The sequence below is a fragment of the Ruegeria sediminis genome, from assembly GCF_005938215.1.
GTDB lineage: Bacteria > Pseudomonadota > Alphaproteobacteria > Rhodobacterales > Rhodobacteraceae > Ruegeria > Ruegeria sediminis.
On the sequence record NZ_VCPD01000001.1, the window covers coordinates 324,034 to 340,855 of the forward strand.

The 16,822-nt window shown below is 66.6% G+C and carries 20 protein-coding genes; all 20 read right to left on the reverse strand.

The window, feature by feature from the left end; genetic code table 11:
* Positions 1-3 precede the first annotated feature (3 nt).
* Positions 4-3,366: a TipJ family phage tail tip protein gene (locus FGK63_RS01715; RefSeq protein WP_138839872.1), complete on the reverse strand. Its 3,363-nt coding sequence runs from the start codon at positions 3,364-3,366 to the stop codon at positions 4-6.
* On the reverse strand, positions 3,357-3,773 hold the full coding sequence (locus FGK63_RS01720; protein ID WP_138839873.1) for a C40 family peptidase: 417 nt from the start codon (positions 3,771-3,773) through the stop codon (positions 3,357-3,359). The genes FGK63_RS01715 and FGK63_RS01720 overlap by 10 nt, the downstream gene beginning before the upstream one ends.
* On the reverse strand, positions 3,770-4,294 hold the full coding sequence (locus FGK63_RS01725; protein WP_138839874.1) for a hypothetical protein: 525 nt from the start codon (positions 4,292-4,294) through the stop codon (positions 3,770-3,772). Before FGK63_RS01725 ends, FGK63_RS01720 begins: the two co-directional genes overlap by 4 nt.
* Complete coding sequence (locus FGK63_RS01730) at positions 4,291-4,713, reverse strand: hypothetical protein (RefSeq protein ID WP_138839875.1); 423 nt, start codon at positions 4,711-4,713, stop codon at positions 4,291-4,293. The genes FGK63_RS01725 and FGK63_RS01730 overlap by 4 nt, the downstream gene beginning before the upstream one ends.
* Positions 4,710-7,178 carry a phage tail length tape measure family protein gene (locus FGK63_RS01735; RefSeq protein ID WP_246043894.1) on the reverse strand — a complete coding sequence of 823 codons (2,469 nt, stop codon included), beginning with the start codon at positions 7,176-7,178 and terminating at the stop codon, positions 4,710-4,712. Before FGK63_RS01735 ends, FGK63_RS01730 begins: the two co-directional genes overlap by 4 nt.
* The gene (locus tag FGK63_RS01740; RefSeq protein ID WP_138839876.1) at positions 7,175-7,534 is read right to left on the reverse strand and encodes a DUF1799 domain-containing protein; all 360 of its coding nucleotides are present in this window, start codon (positions 7,532-7,534) and stop codon (positions 7,175-7,177) included. Before FGK63_RS01740 ends, FGK63_RS01735 begins: the two co-directional genes overlap by 4 nt.
* Entirely contained in the window at positions 7,534-7,863 is a 330-nt protein-coding gene (locus tag FGK63_RS01745; RefSeq protein ID WP_138839877.1) for a hypothetical protein, read from the reverse strand. The genes FGK63_RS01740 and FGK63_RS01745 overlap by 1 nt, the downstream gene beginning before the upstream one ends.
* Positions 7,864-7,885: 22 nt before the next feature.
* Positions 7,886-8,818 (reverse strand): hypothetical protein, encoded by a 933-nt coding sequence (locus FGK63_RS01750; protein ID WP_138839878.1) that lies wholly within the window; start codon positions 8,816-8,818, stop codon positions 7,886-7,888.
* A 113-nt stretch (positions 8,819-8,931) separates the two neighbouring features.
* Positions 8,932-9,360, reverse strand: a complete 429-nt coding sequence (locus tag FGK63_RS01755; RefSeq protein ID WP_138839879.1) for a phage tail terminator protein — start codon at positions 9,358-9,360, stop codon at positions 8,932-8,934.
* Positions 9,360-9,788: a gp436 family protein gene (locus FGK63_RS01760; protein WP_138839880.1), complete on the reverse strand. Its 429-nt coding sequence runs from the start codon at positions 9,786-9,788 to the stop codon at positions 9,360-9,362. Before FGK63_RS01760 ends, FGK63_RS01755 begins: the two co-directional genes overlap by 1 nt.
* 102 nt (positions 9,789-9,890) lie before the next feature.
* Positions 9,891-10,280, reverse strand: a complete 390-nt coding sequence (locus FGK63_RS01765; RefSeq protein WP_138839881.1) for a hypothetical protein — start codon at positions 10,278-10,280, stop codon at positions 9,891-9,893.
* 11 nt (positions 10,281-10,291) lie between these two features.
* Positions 10,292-11,185 carry a Mu-like prophage major head subunit gpT family protein gene (locus FGK63_RS01770; RefSeq protein WP_138839882.1) on the reverse strand — a complete coding sequence of 298 codons (894 nt, stop codon included), beginning with the start codon at positions 11,183-11,185 and terminating at the stop codon, positions 10,292-10,294.
* Between the two features lie 13 nt (positions 11,186-11,198).
* Positions 11,199-11,630, reverse strand: a complete 432-nt coding sequence (locus FGK63_RS01775; RefSeq protein WP_138839883.1) for a hypothetical protein — start codon at positions 11,628-11,630, stop codon at positions 11,199-11,201.
* A complete protein-coding gene (locus FGK63_RS01780; RefSeq protein ID WP_246043896.1) occupies positions 11,630-12,691 on the reverse strand; it encodes a phage protease in 1,062 nt (353 codons plus the stop codon). Before FGK63_RS01780 ends, FGK63_RS01775 begins: the two co-directional genes overlap by 1 nt.
* Before the next feature lie 114 nt (positions 12,692-12,805).
* Positions 12,806-13,324, reverse strand: a complete 519-nt coding sequence (locus FGK63_RS01785) for a phage virion morphogenesis protein (protein ID WP_138839884.1) — start codon at positions 13,322-13,324, stop codon at positions 12,806-12,808.
* Positions 13,325-13,337: 13 nt separating this feature from the next.
* Positions 13,338-13,562, reverse strand: coding sequence for a hypothetical protein (locus FGK63_RS01790; RefSeq protein WP_218961088.1), 225 nt, complete (start codon positions 13,560-13,562; stop codon positions 13,338-13,340).
* On the reverse strand, positions 13,562-14,716 hold the full coding sequence (locus FGK63_RS01795) for a phage head morphogenesis protein (RefSeq protein ID WP_138839886.1): 1,155 nt from the start codon (positions 14,714-14,716) through the stop codon (positions 13,562-13,564). The genes FGK63_RS01790 and FGK63_RS01795 overlap by 1 nt, the downstream gene beginning before the upstream one ends.
* Positions 14,709-16,355, reverse strand: coding sequence for a DUF935 domain-containing protein (locus FGK63_RS01800; protein ID WP_138839887.1), 1,647 nt, complete (start codon positions 16,353-16,355; stop codon positions 14,709-14,711). Before FGK63_RS01800 ends, FGK63_RS01795 begins: the two co-directional genes overlap by 8 nt.
* Positions 16,345-16,530, reverse strand: coding sequence for a hypothetical protein (locus tag FGK63_RS01805; RefSeq protein ID WP_138839888.1), 186 nt, complete (start codon positions 16,528-16,530; stop codon positions 16,345-16,347). The genes FGK63_RS01800 and FGK63_RS01805 overlap by 11 nt, the downstream gene beginning before the upstream one ends.
* The gene (locus FGK63_RS01810) at positions 16,520-16,816 is read right to left on the reverse strand and encodes a DUF5658 family protein (protein ID WP_138839889.1); all 297 of its coding nucleotides are present in this window, start codon (positions 16,814-16,816) and stop codon (positions 16,520-16,522) included. The genes FGK63_RS01805 and FGK63_RS01810 overlap by 11 nt, the downstream gene beginning before the upstream one ends.
* Positions 16,817-16,822 lie beyond the last annotated feature (6 nt).

Consider the following 16,822-nt stretch of genomic DNA (forward strand, 5'->3'; position numbering starts at 1 on the left):
TCCTTAGATGATGGTTGTACTGAACGGACCGGACATCGGTCCGGGATTGCCGTCGTCGTTGAGCGGTTCAATCCAATAGTTGTAAGTCCCGGCGGCCACGCTGCCTGTGGTTTCCAGGTAGAGCACCGCGTCGTCGATCTGGCCGTCGAAATCCGAGCTGGCCGCAAAGCCGAAGTCAGTATTGCCGGTCACCGCCACAAGGCTGTCCGTCGCTGCGCCGTCCGCCATGAGGGCAACGCCGCTCTGATCGGTGCCACCAAAGATGGTCGGCGTGACGCTGCCGGCGGTGCGTCCCGAGACGGTGATCGCGGATCGGTACGTTTTGCCTGCGGTCAATGCGATAGCCTGGCGGATCGTGTCGGCCGCGCCGGAGGTATGCTGCGCCAGACCTGAGGCGATAGACCAGTTGGCATCCGCCACCCAGTCTGAGCTGCTGTCGAACCCGCTGTTAGCCAGCAGGTTGACCCGCGTGCCGTCACCATCGACATGGCTGAGCGTGCTGCCCGCCACGACCGCAATCGGCGCGCCTGCGGCATGGACGTTCCGATCGAGTGTGCTGCCATTGGGCACACGATAGATCTGGATCGTGGAGATCGCGGGATCCGCCGGCGTGGCGACGGTGATCCGGGCATGGCCGAGATTACCCACGACATCTATCGCGCCCGCGTCCAGCTGCCCCGGCAAGGCAATCGCATCGCCGCCAACCGTGACGGAAAGGGTCGCGGTATAGGGGCTTTCGGTGGTGTCCTCGGCGATGGCAACGGCGCGCAGGTTGATCTCGTCTTCCGTGGTGTAACCGGTGATCTCGGCACCGCCGTTGACCACCGGCAGGGTGACCGTTGTCCAAGTCGAGTCGGTCGCCAGCTTGTGCTCCAGACGCAGGCTCGACAGGGAGACCGCCGAACCGGTGCCGGGCACCAGCAACACGGTGACCGTACCGGGGCCCGGCGTCGGCGGCTGGGCCGGATCGTCGTTGGTGTAGCTCGCCGTGCTGGTGACCCGGGTGAAGCGCGGCGCAGGCGGCGCGATGCTGGCACCTGTGATCTCAGAGCCGACGCGGCCGGTCCAGACCGGGGGAACCTCGGCATCGGTCAGGGTGTCGATCTCGGGCGCCGCTGCGACCATGTTCAGGACCGAGGAGAAGCCTTCGCCGCCCTCGACACCGCGCACCTTCAGGGCGAGGCTTTCGGTCGCCATCTCGCCAAAATGAACAACCTCGCCGACCGCCGGCAGGGCATCGTTCGCCACCAGGCGCAGCTGGGCAGAGGGCTCCGTATCCGTCACCACCTGCCGCACGATCGAGGTGCCAATCACGTCACTGGCGTCTGCGTACTGACGGAAGCGGATGGCGTAGCTGCTGCCCGCCTGCATCTCGACCATCTCGTCCAGTTCGACCCAATATCCCGAGACCGACTTGACCCGAGCGGCCAACTGGCTGCGGGACAGGACGTCGAAGGAGCCCATGACCAGGTCGCCGCGGGTGGCGACGCGGGCCATGCCGGACTGGATGGCGGTGAAGGTGTCGGCCCGCTGCTGCAGCTCGTACTGGCGGCGGCGCGCCTCGATCCAGATCTCGTCCGGGTCGGTCTTGCCGGGAAGTTCCAGCGCTTCGGTCAGGGTGATGGAGCCGGAATGACCCGGCCAGGGCACCAGCCGCTCAGCCAGGGCATAGCCGTTGGTCTCGTCGGAGAAGGTAACGCGGAAGGCGTGCGGCGGCTCAAAGTAGGTCCGGCTCCAGGAGAAGTCGGCCGAGTTGCGCGGGTTGATGTGATCGATGACCAGGCTGTCCGGACGGTCGATCACCACGCCCCATTTGACGCCGTCATGGCGCGGGGTGGCGCGGCCGGCGGCGCAGATCGCCCGCAACATGTCGTTGAAGCTCTCGGCCTGGTCATGCACGCGGTCGTATTTCAGTCCCTTGGTGACGCACCAGTCGTGCCAGTCGGCCAGCTGGTCCCAGTCGATTGTGCTGTCGGTAACGGGATAGGGGTTGGCTGGACCCTGAACGGCCGCGACATAGGCAGCGGCGGGGTTGCGGCTCAGGGTCTCGGTCCAGGCGGCTCCATCCCAGGCATCGGCATAGCGCTGCACGACGGCGTTGAAATTGTCGAGGGTGCCGTTCAGCTGGTAGGTCGCCTTCATCCGCACCGCTGCCAGCGCCAGCGGCTTGTTGATGTTGAGCGGGTATTCCGGCCGCCGCGACTGCAGGCCCGCCAGCGTCACACGGTCGGAGACCTGCGTCGAGGGGCTCTCGTCGGTCATCCGGGTGATCTCGATCTCCCACTTGCCGCGCGACGGCAGTTGCCAGGTGTGCTGGCGGAAGAACGCCTCGCGCCGTGCCGCCCGCAAATTCAGCGTGGTCACGGTCTGCCAGGTGGTGTCGCCTTCTGCGCGCTGGCGGATCCGGATCGATACGGCGCGGTCGGTGACCGATCCGTCGTTGGTGACCTCAAAAAGGCCCGAAGGAAAGCCGAGGATGACGCTGGCCGAGCGGGTGTCGCTGGCGGTCGTGCGTACGACCGGCGTCTCAATGCTGGACCCGGAGATGATCTTGCCGGCATCGTCGCGCGGCAAGGGGCGCACCAGTTCTACCCCTTCGGCATCTTCCAGCACCTGCTGCGGATAGAGGGTGATCGGCGCGTCTGTGACCCGGCCCTCGCGCAGCTCGATCTCGACCTCGTCGAATTCCGAGATCGGCGTCTCACCCAGACGGATGTCTTCGATCTTCAGCGGCCCGTAGCCGAAGCAGAACAGCGCCCGCACATATTGGGTGTCACCAACGATCTCTGTGTAGGAGGCAGCTGCAAAAGGCGGAGCATAGCGGTGCCGGCCGAAGATCATCGGCACCGGCTCATTGGGCCGCGCGGTGTTGCTCCAGCCCGCAATCGAATAGGTGTTCCTGCGCTCGCCTGCGTTGTTCCGGGCCTCGGGTTGCGGCAGCGGCACCAGGGCGTTGACCAAGAGTGAGCCGACGATCGTCAGACCGGCGCCGACCAGCGCGATTCCCACCTTGCCGGCGATACCCAAGACGCCTGCGACGGCCGGCGCCAGCGCCAGCGCCGCAACCGACACCACCGCCAGCAGCACGGTGCGCAAGGCGTTCTTGCCGGGCACCAGCCGGATCACCACCTGGACGCCGGCGCGTGGCCGCACCTGGTTCCAGTATTCCAGGGAAACCGCCGCCGCGCCTTTCTCGGTGACCAGCACCACGCGCAGCAAATGCCGGTCCGCCGGGGTCAGCCCGGGCACGGCCTGTGCCACGATCTCCGCCACGGTCAGACCTTCGGGCAGCTCGAGGCTCGACCGGCCTTGGCCGGGATCCAGCAGCGGGGCGGTGGTGACATGCAGGGCCTGTTTCAGAGGCATTGAACACCCCTTTCAACATGCCGGTAAGCGCCGCAGAACCGGCTGCTCCAGCGCGGCGCGCGGATGTCGGCGATGCGCGCCTGTTCGGTGCCGTCCATGTGCAGCATGTGACGGGTATCCACGTTGATGCCGATATGTGAGCGGAAGCGGCCGCGGCGGAACAGCAGCAGATCGAACGGCTCGGGTGTTGCGACCGGATGCCAGGGCCCGTCCACTTCAGCGCCGGAAATCAGCGCCGCAACTTCGGCATGCTCGTCGGGGCTGACATAGGCCCCGTCATAAGACGGCAGCCCGATGCCCAGCTCGCGGGCATAGACCAGCCGCGCCAGCCCCCAGCAGTCACAGCCCATCTCGCTGCGGCCAAAATCGGCCTGCGGAATGCCCACGTATCGGCTGGCCCAGCTCATCGGAACAACCCCGGGAAACGGTCCTTGGTGAAGCGGTCCATCGGCACCGTCTCGTCCTCGATCGGCCGGCGCGAGATCTGCAGGCTGATCTCGGAGGCATCGCCCTCGGCACCCACGATCCGCAGGTCGCGGTATTCCACCTCGACCACGTCCGGGCTCGAGGCCAGCACCACCGCCATGTTCACCACCGGCAGATCGGTGAAGGACCGCAGCAGGGCGGCGATGTCGTTGTCGACATTTTCCAGAACGATCGTGGCGGTGGCCGGCGCGTCCTCCTGGTCGCTCGGCAGCTCGGCCGAGGCCAGCACGAAGAGATACGGATCGGTCACCGGATCCGCGCCGTCCCAGGCCGAGCGGGTGCCATACATCAGCGGCTCGACCGACAGCCGTTCAGTCGGATCGGTGGAGAGCCGCACCGGCGCGTCGAGATAAGGATGCGTGATAGAGAAGAGCGCAATCTCCACCTCGTCGGTGGTGGCAGCCTCTGCCGCGCTGCGGGCGTTCAGCGACACGCGCCTCATGGCATCACCCAGACCGGAAACGAATAATGGAACTCGACGCCGACGATGCGCTCGACGGGCATCTCGGAGCCGAACAGGCAAAGCCACTGCGCCGACAGCAGCACCGGATTGCCAGCACCATCCAGCACCGGCGTGCCAATCTCGGTCAGCATGGGCCAGCCGTCGGTGGTGGGATCCGGCATCCAGAACGGCAGGACGCCCATCCGGGTGTCGTATTCAAAGAAGGTGTCGAAAGTCGCTTTTTGCGACCGGCTCAGCTGCACCGTCAACTGGACCGCGCGCGCCACGCTCGACCAGCGGCGGCGATAGCCCGGCGGGCCGGCATCACCCGATTTCTTCAGGCGCGGATCGGAATACTGACCCTGCCAGCCCGGGCGGGTCGGGCGCGGCAGTTCGGAAGGCCAGACAGGCACGGTCATCGGCGCGTCCCCCTTGGCGTGACGCCGTATCGGTCGCGCAGCACGCGGCGCGCTCCACCGCCCGGTGTTTCGATCGCCTGCCCGACCTGGTCGGCAAGCACCAGGCGCACGCGGCGGCGGCCATTGCCGTCGGTTGAGTGTTCCGCTTCGCCCTGAACCGGGGTGGAGCCATAGTTGGCGATCTCGATCACCGGTGCGGCCATGGCTGCAGCTCCGCCGCCGGTCATGACCGGCGGGCCACCAATGAGACCACCCGTGGCGAACATCGGGAAATCCATCCCGGCATTGATCATTTCCAGTAGGGTGCGGTGCTTGCGGGTGGCTTTGGCATTGACCATGAATTCACCGGACGAGCCCCACATCAGGATGTCGTCGGAAGTGCCGGAACCGGGACCGGCAAGATAGCCGCCAGTTGCAGCGGCGGGCAGGATCGCCGAGACGATGGTGCCGAGCCAGCCGCCCTCCTGGGCGCCAAAAACGCCCGCCAGCGGTCCTTCCCCCAGAAACGCCGCCTGCAGCGCCGCATCGCCGATCGCGGCTGCGAGGTTTTTCAGCATGTCGACGGCGCTGGCCCCGTCGCGCAGGAGGCCTTGCATCGCGTTGAAAGACACGCTGGCAAACAGGTCCTGGGCGTCTCGCGCCGCGTCGATCGCGTCTTTTTCCTCGATCTGTTGGCCTATGAGGTCGGCCAGCGCATCCCGCTGTGCCTGGGTCGCGCCGGCCAGCAGGTCGCGGTGGCGCAGCAGTTCCTTCTGCAAAGGGTCGGTCTGGCGCAGGATGTCGAGTTCCAGCTGCTCGCGCCGGATCAGCTGGTCCAGTGCCTCGATCTGACGACCGCCACCCTTGGCCGTGCGGTCCCGTTCCCGCGCCGCCTCGCGCGCGGCATCGAGTTCATCGTCCAGCTCTGCGCCATAGCGGGCCATGCCGCGCTCGAAATTGATCACCTGCCGCCCGAACCAGCTTGCGCCCTGCTCCCGCGCATCAAATTCGGCTTCACGCTTGGTGTCGCGGGCGACGTTGGCGGCCTCGCGGATGCTCTTGCCTTCTTGCAGCGCCTGCAGTTCCGCCGCCTTGGCTGCGTTCGAGATGGCGCCGCCGCCGAGGCTGGCGAGATCCGAAAGGATGGCCGCGACTTCCGAACGCACGGCCACCATCTGGTCCGCCCAGCGGGCGGTCGCGTCCTCGGCGTCGAACGCCGCCTGGGCCGCGTCCATGATCTCGTCCTTGAGGCTTTGCGAGATCTCGAGGCCGTCGAGCTGGGTCTGCAGGGCCTTCTCCTCGATGGCCCAACGTGCTTCGGCCGCCTCGACGCTGTCGGCGCCATGGATTGCCACGATGCGCTGCAGCGCCGCTTCTTCCTGGATTTGGGTCAGCAGCTCCCGGCCCTTGGCCAGCTCGCGATCCGACTCGGCGCGGCTGCGTCCGTAGAGGGCCAGAGCCCGGACCTTTTCCCGGTTGCTGTTGGCTTCTTCAGCCAGCCGCGCAGCCACGGCCTGGCGCAACGCGTCCTCGGCATCCCGCAGCGACTGGTACACGGCCAGCTGCTCGGCATTCATCTGCCGGAAGCCGCCGGTGGCGGAGAGAATGCCGGCCTTCAGATCGCCGATCAGATCGAGCTGATGCTCGATTCCGTCCGCTTCTCGCAGCTCGGCGAACTGCTGGGCCATCTTCACGATGTGATCGGTGCCCTGCAGCGCGGCATTCTGGTCCGGCCCGAACAGCTGCATCATCGCAGCGCTCAGGTTCGTCTTGGTCTCCTGGACAACCGCAACCACCGCGTTGCCCGCCTGCGCGGCCTGTCGCTCGACATCCTCGCGCAGCAGCGCCTGGGTATCGCGGTGCAACGCCTGCACCTCGGCCGAGGCCGATCCGTAGACCTTCACCAGGTCGGAATAGGTCTGTTCGACCGACGTCCGGTAGGCCTTGGTGGTGGCGTTCAGATCATCGATCTGTTCCTTGAGCGTCTTCGCGTCTTCGCTGGAGCTGCTCAGCCACTGGACCATCGCGGCGCCGGCCGCGATCGAACCGATGGTGACCAGATTGACCGGGCTCAGCAGCCCGACAAACGCCTGCCCCAGCGCCCGTACGGCGCCGGATGCGCCCATCGGACCGATCACCTGGGTGATCTGCGTACCCTGCTGGATGGCCAGCTGCAGTGGGTTCTGCCCGGCCGCCATCATGATGCCGATGTCGTTGAACTGCGCGGTCAGGTTGCCGACGCTGCCGGCGGCCAGTTTCTGCGTGTCGTCCACATCGCGCAGCCCGGTGATGTAGGCGGAAACGCTGGAGCGCAGCGCGGACAGCCGCGCCCGGACACTGCTCAATCCCTGCCCCATGCGGTTGCCGGATTCCGCCGCCTGGTCGGAACCGGTCTTGAGCCCGGCAACCGATTTCGCGGTGCGGCCCAGTTCGGCGCGCGCCTGGCTGCCTTTGACATCGATCAGGGCGGAGACGCGCAGGGTCATGACCGGGCCCCGTTCATCTCGGCACGCGCACCGGCCTCGATCAGACGGACGTCAGCCCAGAGTGCCGGCGTCATCTCGATGCCGGCCAGGTCCAGGCCAGCCCGGGCGGCGGCATAGTCGAGGCCAAGCGCCCTCATGCCGCCCATCCCCAGCGGCGCCATCCGCCATTGCGTGTCGATTGCCAGGAACGCGCGCAGGGCCGGCACGAGCCATGCCCAGATGCCGTCGCCGGGATCACCGGCGAGGTCGGCAGGGTCGAGATCGATCCCCCAGCGTTCGGCATCCGCAAGCGCGTCATCATCCTGCTCTGACCCTCCGTCAAGCCGGCCAGCCGCCCAGGCGCGGCCGGCCTCCATCAGTTTCCCCGGCGGGCCGCCGCGATCGCGAAGCAATAGGCGTTGATCATGGCGCCACGCGCCCAGCTGCGGCCGATCAGCTGTTCCAGCAGCTCCGGGGTGAAGGGCAGTTCGACATCATCATCGCCGACGATGTCGCGCAGCCCCTTCGTGACCTTGCGCAGCAGATCCTTCTGACCGCTCAGGGTGCTCAGGTTGAACTCGGCCAGCTCGTCATCGGGAAGCGCAAGGAAGGTGGCGCGGATCTGTTCATCCCGGTGCCCTTCGTCCGCTGGGACCGGGATCTTGACGACATGGGTGAAGACGGGCGTTTCGGTTATCTTCAACATGGGTTTTCTCCAGGCTTCAAAATCAGGTCAGGGTGAGGGTCCACTGGTCGTTGCCGGCAACCGGCAACGGCACCAGGCGCAGCGGCCATTCCTTCACGTCCTGGGCATTGGCGAGGCCCTGCGGGCGCTGCATCTGCGCCGCCGGAATGGCCAGCGTGGAGATCTTGCCCGCGCCGGTGCCATGCACGAGGTTGACGGCCACCTGGTTCTGGCCGATGGCGGCGGCGAAGGGATCGAAGGTGGTGAGCGCAACGGCCTCGACCGTGGTCTCGAACACCTCCTGCTTCTCGGTGATGATGATCTCTTCCTTGCCGACCAGGAACCGCCGCTCGACGGCGTTGCCGAGATCGAGCATGGCGGAGCGCATCACGAAACTCGTGCCACCGATGGTGAAGGTCGGGGTGAAGGCGTCGGTCACGAGCTGCGGCTTCTTGAACGCGGTCAGATCGACGCTGGGCCGGGTGCCCTCGGCCGGAGCCACGAAGAGACCGGTGAACTCGAACTCGATGACCGGCACGGATTGCGCGGTCAGGTTCAGCTTGGCAGTGCCGCGCAGACCGTTCGAGGCGTAGAGCGTGTCACCGATATAGAGATAGAGCGTGCCGCTCTCATGGGCATCGGTGACGGGATTGTAGGCCACCGAGGTGCCGGGCACGATCACTTCGGCCACGCCGCAGGCGCGCAGCATGGGTCCCCAGGCGGGCGCGGTGCCGGCGGTGCCGGAGGGCGCCAGTTCCACCTTGAACGTGATCCGCGCGTGCAGCTCGGCCGCAATGGTCTCGTCGGCCCCAAGCCAGGGCTTTTCCAGATCACGGCTGACATCGGTGCCTTCCATGGGCCGGATTTCAACATCCTTGGCATAGATGGCGTTGGAGGCACCGGACGGCGTCGGGTCGGTGCCATAGGTTGCTTCCAGCTTGAACAGCAGGATCTTCGATCGCCATTTGATGGCCATTTACTTGCCCTCCTTCTTGGCAGGCTTCGGCGGCTTCGCGTCCTGGACCTTTGCCAGGCTGCCGTCCTCGTTGCGGATGTAGCTGCCGCCGGCGGCGGGCATGGTCTTAGTGCTCATGTGGCAATCCTCAGCTGGTCGGTGATGGAAAATTCGAGCATGTAGATGAGTGCGCCGTTGCGGATGCCGACAAGCGTGCCGCGGCGCAGCTCGAAGACGCCGAAGGCGCCCCCGGCGGTCCAGCCGGCAATGGCGGCGATGACCGACTGCAGCAGCGGCCGGATTTCCTCCAGCGCCTTGCTGCCAGCCTGGTCGGTCACGCGGGCCACCAGCAGCACGCCGATGGTCTCGGTGAATTCCTGGGTGAAAAGGCCGCTGGCGTCATCCGCCGGGCGCGCCTGCAGCCCGAGCGGCACCACGAAGGTGGTCGAGTTCTGCGGCAGGCCACGGGCCGAGAGCATCTCCGCAAGCCCGGCCGCGCTCTGCACGCGGCCGTCAAGCGCGGGTACCTGCGTCTTCAGGCGCTGGACGATCTCACCCAGCATCAGATGAAGCCCTTCAGGTTGTCGGCAGTGAGCGGGCGTTCGCGGTCGGTGATCTCCACCCCGCTCGCGCCGCTGCCTTCCGGTTCCACGCCGGCCACGTCCAGGACGATGATGCCGCGGGCGATGTCCTTGAGCTGGCGCACCGCCTCCTCGTAGTCGGCCTTCACCTTGGCGGGCGGGTCGTAGAGGTGCAGCTTCCAACAGGCGATGGCCTGGGCGAGATCCGCCAGGATCGGCGGTGTCGCGGCCAGCGGCAGCTTGTAGCGGCCCTTGAGATAGCCGTCGATCTGCGCGTCGGCCCCGGCAATGGCGCGGTCGATCACGCCGGTATCGATCGTTCCCGTCGGGGTGTCAGCCCGGTCGGTGAGTGAGACCAGCATGGCGTCGCCGTAGCGGTCGGTCAGCTCTGCAAGCGTCGTATAGGCCATGCTGGTCTCTCGTGAGTGGTGGTTTGAGAATTCCTGGCGGCGATCGCGCCGCCACCAGGCAGGCCCCACATTCGGAGCATCAAGCGGCCGAGGGGGTGGCCGCTATTCGGGATCCGCCGCGCGCGTGGTCACGCTCAGCTTCGGGTCGGCGATCAGGGCCGCCTTCTCGTCCTCGCTGAGCTCGTCCAGCGGGATCACCACCGGATCGGCGGTGAAGTGGCGGCCGATGCGCCACCGGCCCTTCTTCGGGCCGACAACCTCGACGACGAGATCACCGGCGGGGGGTTGGGTGGCGGGGGCCTTGCCTGCCCCCGCCTGCGGCTTCTGGCCGGTCTCGGCAGCCGCCTCCGCTGCGGCCTTACTGGGCTGGGTATCGCCTTTGGACGCCATCGCTTCGTCGATCAGCGCCTTCAGCTTCGCCGTGGGGATGTTGCCCGCAAAGTCGAGCCCCATCGCAACGGCTTGGGCTTTAAGGGTGTCACGTTCGCTCATGGCTCAGCCCCTCACGCCAGCCAGGGCACGACGAGCAGTTCGGCGGTGCCTTTCCACTCGTTGGTCTCGCCGCCGGCGGCGCTTTCCGAGTTCAGCAGCTTGCGGGCGGCGCTTTCGAGGCTCGGCGGCACCACCAGCAGGTTCGGCATCAGGCCCAGCGGGCGGCCATAGTCGCCCTTCATGCCGGTCAGCGCCGCGCGGGCGGTGGCGTAGTTGGCGGCGTTCAGGGTCTGCTTCGATCCCCAGGTGAATTGCCAGAAGCCGAAGCCTGCGTTCATCCGCGCATCGGCGCCGTAGACGAACTCGTTGTTGTCGAAGACGTTGTCGTCATCGAGCTTGTCCTTGGCGACGAACTGGAAGTCCTTGCGCTTCTGCAGGATCAGCGGCTTCAGCGCCCGGCTGGTGTCCATCAGGAACCAGGGCGTGCCCGAACCGCCGTCGGTGTTGGCCACGGTGGTCGCCTCGCCGTCCTCGTCGAGCACCGGATGGTCGGTGTCGCAGTAGTTCTGGCCGTCGTAGCACTCGGTCGTGAAGGCGTTCTTCAACAGGCCGAAGATCAGCGTGTCGGGATAGGCGCCGGTGGCGCGGCCCATCTCCGAGAACATCGGGCCGTAGATGCCCAGGTTGTCGGTTTCCACGTCATCCCGGTCGACGCCGATGGTCAATTCCAGCGGCTTTTCCTTGATGGCGTAGTCGTGCTGCTCGAGGTTCTGCACGGCGCGGGCGCCGATCCATTCGCGCACGTTGGGCATCTTGCCCAGCCAGCCGTATTTCTGCTCCTTCTGCGAGGAGCGCACTTCGGCGGCCACGCGGGTCCACTGCGACGGCGCTTGTTCGAGGCCGCCCTGGAACGCGGCGCTGAAGCCGGCGCGCAGGGTGTTGAGGTTTGCGGCATTTACCAGCATGTCAGGTCTCCGTTCAGGCTGCGTTGGTCAGGGCTTCGTCGAGGCGCACCCAGACGCCCTGGGCATCCACGTCCTCGATGATGCCGGCGGGCGAGCGGGTCGACGTGCCGTCGGTCTTGGCGACGGTCTGGTCATCGACCGCAAAGCACTTGGCGCCGATATCGGCGATGGTGATCAGGTCGCCGGCGGCGGAGTTCGCAAAACGGAACACGCCGGGGCGCACGGTCACGGTGAGAGCGCCGTTCGCGCCGGCCGAGTTGTCGACCTGTTCCTCGGCACGGCCGACGCCGACCAGGCCGGTGGCGGTCTGGCCTTTGACCAGGTAGCCGGTGGCGTTGCGCATCACCAGCGCGCCGGCGAAGATCTTGGTGGATGCCGCGACAGCGCCGGAGCGGAGTTCGCCCTCGCGGCGAGGCGTGTTGCGGTCAGCGGTGAGAGCGGTCATCAGTTGGCCTCCTTCCGGGGCTTGAGGTTTTCAGCAAGTTTGGTGGGATCGACGCCGATCAGGCGGGCAAAGGCCTCCTGTTCGGCGTTGAGGGACACGTCGCCCTCGATCGACGGCGGCTCGACGGTGACACCCGAGGGGCCAAGGATCGGCAGCGCGCCGATTTCCTTTTCGACCCGGGCCGGGTCTTCCTGGTGCATGGCGATGTAATGCTCGCGCAGCGGTTTGACGCCGACGCGGCCCTTGGCGATCTCGCCGTCAACGAAGGCGGCTGCCTTCTCGCGGGCGCGATCCTGCTTGAACGAGGTCAGCTCGCTCTGCAGCGCGACGTTCTCCGCCTGCAGCTCGGCAACCGCGTCCTGCCAGCCGGGTGCGGCGGTCTTTGCAGCCTTGGCTGCGGCAACGATGTCGCCGTCCACTTCGACGCCCAGGGCCGTGGCGATCTCGCCCAGCTGCGCCTGCATGGCCTCGGTTTCACCGCCCTTCTTGAGCGCGGCGATCGCGGCTTCGATGTCGGCCTCGGTGGCGGCCGGGTCCAGACCGAGCAACTCGGCCAGCTTTTCGATAAACGGCATGCCGCCGTCCTCCTTCTCCTGGTTGAGCGCGGCCAGGCCGCGCAGGTTTTGCCTGTTGACCAGGCTCGCGTTCAGAATGCTGACGACGCGCCGCCCTTTCGGACGGTCGAGCGCGAAGACAGGGGAAATCCGGCGGTAGGCGCGGGTTGCGACCAGGCGCCGGCCTTCCTCGGTCCAGCGCACACGCCCCCAGATCCCGTCGGGACGGGCCTGCATCTCCGTGATCCAGCCACGCGCCGGGGCATCGCCGCCCTGCGGGGCGGCGGTGAAGGTTGCATGATTGACGTCGATTTCGATCTCGCCCCGCGGGGCGAAGCTCGCATCGATCACCGCCTGCGGGTCGGTGATCTCGTAAGGGCCGCGCCGATCGAAGGTCTCGATCGGACCGGCAGGCGCCAGGTGGATCCACTCCGGCACATCCGCGCCTTCGGGCGCGGCCGGCAGATCCTGGGCAGCCATCATGGCGATATGAAGCGCGATACTCATGATCCGAATATCGCCGCCCGGGACATGCAAAAACGCCCGCAAGTGCTTGCGGGTCACGTCATTTGGAGGTTCAGGGAAGGGTCAGGCGCAGGATGACGGCGGATGGCGGCGCGGTCAATCCCGTCCGTCTGCTATATCCGACAACCAGTCTTCGATCTCGGCAACTATGGCAATCCGGTCATCTTCGGAGACGCCCAGGTAAGGACGTGCGGGGATGTCTCCCCAAGGGATCGAGATCGTTGGCGTGGAATCACCGAACCCTTTGCCCTGGTAAGTCCCAAAGGCCCCCTTCTTCGCACCGAACTGCATCACCGCCGCCTGGATCGCGTTCGAGCCCCAGCTAACGTAATCGGATCCGGCCTCGTAGGCCAGCTGCTGGCGCATCTCGCCGGTGCCCCAGAGCGGTTGCGGTCCAAAACGGAAGCCGCGCTCGGCATATTCCTTCAGCGTGGTTTCCGAACGCGGTGCAAAAGGCGCGCCATCCGGCTGCTCCCCGCGCTGCATCCGCTCCTGGGTGCTGTTAACCAGGATCTCGCCCAGGTCCTGCATGAGAGGGGTCATGTTGCTCACCCCGTCGCGCAACCGCATCAGCGCCGGGGTCAGGTCATCATCGTTGATTTGGAGCGTGTACATGGCGTTTCTCGCTCTATTCGAACTCGCGTTTAATGCGGCGTTCAAAATCCACCTGCGCGGCATCCTTTGCGGCGGCCTGCGTTTCATATCCCGGCGTGAGTACGTAGCTGGTTGCGCCGGGCGACATCAACGTCCAGTCGCCCGGCCTGCCAGTCACGCGGTAGAACACTTCGATGCCAAAAGCCGGGGCTTCCAACCGGTCACCAAGGCCGATCCATTTTAACCTCCAGACCTGCATCATTCCTCCTGCCTCAAGAGGCGCTGCAACTCGCGATCCTGCTCGGCCGCCTCCCGGCTCAAGCGGCGCAGATCGGTGATGGACAACCCCGACGCCGTCTCATTCACCCTGACCACCAGGATGTGTCCGTCGGTGTCGGGAATCGCCCGGACAAAGACCAGGCTGTTTGGTCCGTCCTTGACCCTGTGGGTGGCGTTCAGAACGGTCACCTGCGCCCGGGCGAAGTCCGCGATCGTCAGGTCCGGATGCTGCCGCATCTGCCTGAGCGCGACATCAGCCGCCAGATCCGCGACCTCGCGCGGCGCGCCGATGGACTGGGCATCCTGCTTCGACAGGCGCACCAGCGGCCAGTTGCCCTGGGGCTCTTTCAACCAATGCTCGAATGGCCCGTTGAGCAGCCAGTCCTGGATCAGATCGACGGAGGGTTGAGCGGGCAAGAGATCCAGCTTGTCGCGCAGCGCCAGAACCGTGTCGCCAACGCTGGATCCCGGCGCATAGTCCCAGCCCTTGCCGACGCCTTTCGGCGCGCCGGTCCTGGGATCGCGGTTCTGCCAGCCTTCGCCCAGCGCCTTGCCCGGATCGCCGCCACGCCGCTTGGCGGCCTCTTTCGATCGGGCGCCCACCACGCGGCAGCTGCAGCCCCAGCCGTTCGGCGGGTAATGCGTCCGCCAGAACTCGTGATCCGCCTCCAGCACCAGGCGGTCCCAGCCGAGATGCTGCAGGCGCGGCTCGATCGAACCGCCGTGGCGATAGATCCAGTATTTGAACCCGCCTTCCGTCAGCTGGGCGTGCCGGCCGGCCATGTAGCTGACCCGCATGTTGGTGCGGTAGATCGTCCGCATCCGCCACGCCTCGCCCTGTTCCGTGCCCTCGCCGGTCCAGCCGTGCCAGCCGTGCTTGGCAACAATGGCCCGGAAATCACGCTTGAACGTCTCGAAGCCGGTTCCGTCGGCGATGGCCTTGTCGACCGCTTCCGCCAGATCCGCCAGCAGATCGGTCCTGGTCGCGCCCGCCACCATGAAGGCCCGGTCATGCGCATCGCGCTCGATGTCATCCCAGCGCGCGGTCGGAACCAGATCGCCCAGGCGCAGCCGGAACGCCGCGACCTGTTCCTTGAACGGCTTGCGGAAGGTGGTGGCCAGGGGCTTAGTCATTCGCCTCGTCCTCGACCGCCGCCCGTCCGCCGGCATGCGCCGCCAGCATCGCCTGGGCCAGCACCTCGGCAAACTCGGCCTCATCGAGATCCGGGTAGCCGGCGCGCAGCATTTCGGCGAACTCCTCGAACGAGCCGGAGGCGTTCAGCATCGCCTCGATGCGATCCAGCATCCGCCCGACGGCCGGGGCGGCGTCGGCCTCCAGTTGATCCGCCAGATCGAGCTCCGGAGCGCGAGGCGCTGAGAGCGCCGCTGAGGCGCGTTCCGCCTGCAAGGCTCCCTCGGGCCCCGATCGAGCGTTGAGGGTATTAAATGGGTATTTAACGGCGCTCCCATCGCCGTTTCCGCCCTTGGTGGCCGGATTGCCGACGCCGGACGGGCCGGGTTGGGCCGGATTTGCGATGATCCGGTCGCCTTCACCCGGTTCCGAGAGACCGAACTTGGCGAGCACTTCCGCCTCCTTCACCCGCAGGCCCTGGGCGATGAGCGGCGAGATCGCCGAAGAGAAGGCCGAGAGGTCCTCTTCGTCGGGCCGTGCCAGCACCAGGCGCGGGCAGCCCTGCAATGTGCCGAACTCGAGCTGCATCCAGGGCTGCACCAGGTCGCGGTTCAGGATCGCCGCCAGCGCCCGGGCGTCGGCGCGCTCGATGTCCTGCTGGACCTCGCGATGTTCCTTGCCGGATCCCAGCCCGCCGGTCACCGCATCGGTGGTCGCGGTCTGGCCCAGCACCAGTTTCGAGGTCTGCTTGTCGAGCCAGTCCGACCGGCGTTCGTAGTGATCGGTGGACGAGCCCAGGTTCGCGGTCTCGACGAACTCGATCATCATGCTTTCCGGCACGATCGCGGCGCAGTCGCCGGCGATGTTGGACACGGCGCGGAACAGCTTGGCGCGGTCCTCCTCGGAGGTGCCCGGGCCGTACTTGCCGATCCGGAGCGGCTGTCCGTAGGTCTGGGTGAAGATCGCCCAGTCGCGCTGGGTGAAGGCCTTGAACATCCACGACCAGGCGGCAACGCGGGCGATGCCGGCCCTGAGCGGCAGGCCGGACTTGGCCTTCATGGTGGCGAAGATGAACTTGAACGCCGGCAGCGGCAGCTCGTGGCCGTTGGGATCCAGCATCAGCGGCGAGGCAAGATCGTGGCGGGCAAAGCGGAACCAGCGCGGGTCCCGCCATTCCAGGCGGGCCGGCTGCCATTGCCCCTGCGAGGTTTCCCACATGATCTCAGTGAAACTGTATCCCTTGCCGATGGCATCGAGGATGTCGAAGAGTTCGTCGGTCAGCTCGTCGCGCTTCAGCCAGTGCCGGACGCGTTTTGCCATGTCCTGGGCAAGGGCGCTGTCGTCTCCCGGCTCGACCGTGATGTCGAGCTGACTGACCGAGCGTTTGCGGGTACCGAGCACGCCAAGGTAGTGTGCATCGCGCTCCTCGATGGCTTCCGCCAGTTCCAGGTAGCGCAGCGGATCGCCGGCATCGGCCTCGCGCAGGATCGACGCCAGGCGCTGCGGGTTGAGGCCATCCGCCGGATAGCCGGAGATCGGCGAGCGGACGCCGCCGATGGTGGGTGCGGCGACCTCGTCGCGCAGGACGGCGCGCCGGACCGGGTTGCCCCAGCGGTCGAGGAGGTGCGGTTTATTCGTCATCGGAGGTCACCATGGGCACGTCGCGCCAGACCGAGCCCCCGGTCGATGTCAGGAAGCGCTGTTGCAGGATGCGAACCTTGCGGGCCCGTTCCCCGGTTGCAGTCTTGCGGGTTTCCGCCCGCTCGATGAAGCGCAGGCCGGTGGTCGGCATCAGGTGGTCGAGATCAGCGGCCATGGCGCAGCCCCCGGACATTGTGAAGAACCACCGCGGCCATCACCACGTTCAGCAGCCAGAGCAGCCAGATTGCGTCCCGGTCGACGATCACCGCCGCCGCAATAACGGCAAACATCAGCTTGGCAAAAATCCAACCCGGATCGCCGACAAGGTCCATCAGGTAGGCGACGATCGGATTGAGCTCCCGGCCTCCCCTGGCGAGGATGCGCCGCGTCGTCACCACGTCGGCGATCTGCAAGACGGCGCAGACCCCGAGTGCAAGAACCGCGTTGAGACTGTCGAGCATGGTCTG

Excerpts from the sequence above, each read along its gene's own strand:
- FGK63_RS01720 (WP_138839873.1), bottom strand. The coding sequence starts at position 3,773 with ATGAGCTGGGCCAGCCGATACGTGGGCATTCCGCAGGCCGATTTTGGC.
- FGK63_RS01745 (WP_138839877.1), bottom strand. The coding sequence starts at position 7,863 with ATGTTGAAGATAACCGAAACGCCCGTCTTCACCCATGTCGTCAAGATC.
- FGK63_RS01805 (WP_138839888.1), bottom strand. The coding sequence starts at position 16,530 with ATGGCCGCTGATCTCGACCACCTGATGCCGACCACCGGCCTGCGCTTC.
- FGK63_RS01755 (WP_138839879.1), bottom strand. The coding sequence starts at position 9,360 with ATGCTGGGTGAGATCGTCCAGCGCCTGAAGACGCAGGTACCCGCGCTT.
- FGK63_RS01785 (WP_138839884.1), bottom strand. The coding sequence starts at position 13,324 with ATGTACACGCTCCAAATCAACGATGATGACCTGACCCCGGCGCTGATG.
- FGK63_RS01740 (WP_138839876.1), bottom strand. The coding sequence starts at position 7,534 with ATGGAGGCCGGCCGCGCCTGGGCGGCTGGCCGGCTTGACGGAGGGTCA.
- FGK63_RS01750 (WP_138839878.1), bottom strand. The coding sequence starts at position 8,818 with ATGGCCATCAAATGGCGATCGAAGATCCTGCTGTTCAAGCTGGAAGCA.
- FGK63_RS01770 (WP_138839882.1), bottom strand. The coding sequence starts at position 11,185 with ATGCTGGTAAATGCCGCAAACCTCAACACCCTGCGCGCCGGCTTCAGC.
- FGK63_RS01735 (WP_246043894.1), bottom strand. The coding sequence starts at position 7,178 with ATGACCCTGCGCGTCTCCGCCCTGATCGATGTCAAAGGCAGCCAGGCG.
- FGK63_RS01765 (WP_138839881.1), bottom strand. The coding sequence starts at position 10,280 with ATGAGCGAACGTGACACCCTTAAAGCCCAAGCCGTTGCGATGGGGCTC.
- FGK63_RS01795 (WP_138839886.1), bottom strand. The coding sequence starts at position 14,716 with ATGACTAAGCCCCTGGCCACCACCTTCCGCAAGCCGTTCAAGGAACAG.
- FGK63_RS01725 (WP_138839874.1), bottom strand. The coding sequence starts at position 4,294 with ATGAGGCGCGTGTCGCTGAACGCCCGCAGCGCGGCAGAGGCTGCCACC.
- FGK63_RS01775 (WP_138839883.1), bottom strand. The coding sequence starts at position 11,630 with ATGACCGCTCTCACCGCTGACCGCAACACGCCTCGCCGCGAGGGCGAA.
- FGK63_RS01800 (WP_138839887.1), bottom strand. The coding sequence starts at position 16,355 with ATGACGAATAAACCGCACCTCCTCGACCGCTGGGGCAACCCGGTCCGG.
- FGK63_RS01715 (WP_138839872.1), bottom strand. The coding sequence starts at position 3,366 with ATGCCTCTGAAACAGGCCCTGCATGTCACCACCGCCCCGCTGCTGGAT.
- FGK63_RS01810 (WP_138839889.1), bottom strand. The coding sequence starts at position 16,816 with ATGCTCGACAGTCTCAACGCGGTTCTTGCACTCGGGGTCTGCGCCGTC.
- FGK63_RS01780 (WP_246043896.1), bottom strand. The coding sequence starts at position 12,691 with ATGAGTATCGCGCTTCATATCGCCATGATGGCTGCCCAGGATCTGCCG.
- FGK63_RS01790 (WP_218961088.1), bottom strand. The coding sequence starts at position 13,562 with ATGCAGGTCTGGAGGTTAAAATGGATCGGCCTTGGTGACCGGTTGGAA.
- FGK63_RS01730 (WP_138839875.1), bottom strand. The coding sequence starts at position 4,713 with ATGACCGTGCCTGTCTGGCCTTCCGAACTGCCGCGCCCGACCCGCCCG.
- FGK63_RS01760 (WP_138839880.1), bottom strand. The coding sequence starts at position 9,788 with ATGGCCTATACGACGCTTGCAGAGCTGACCGACCGCTACGGCGACGCC.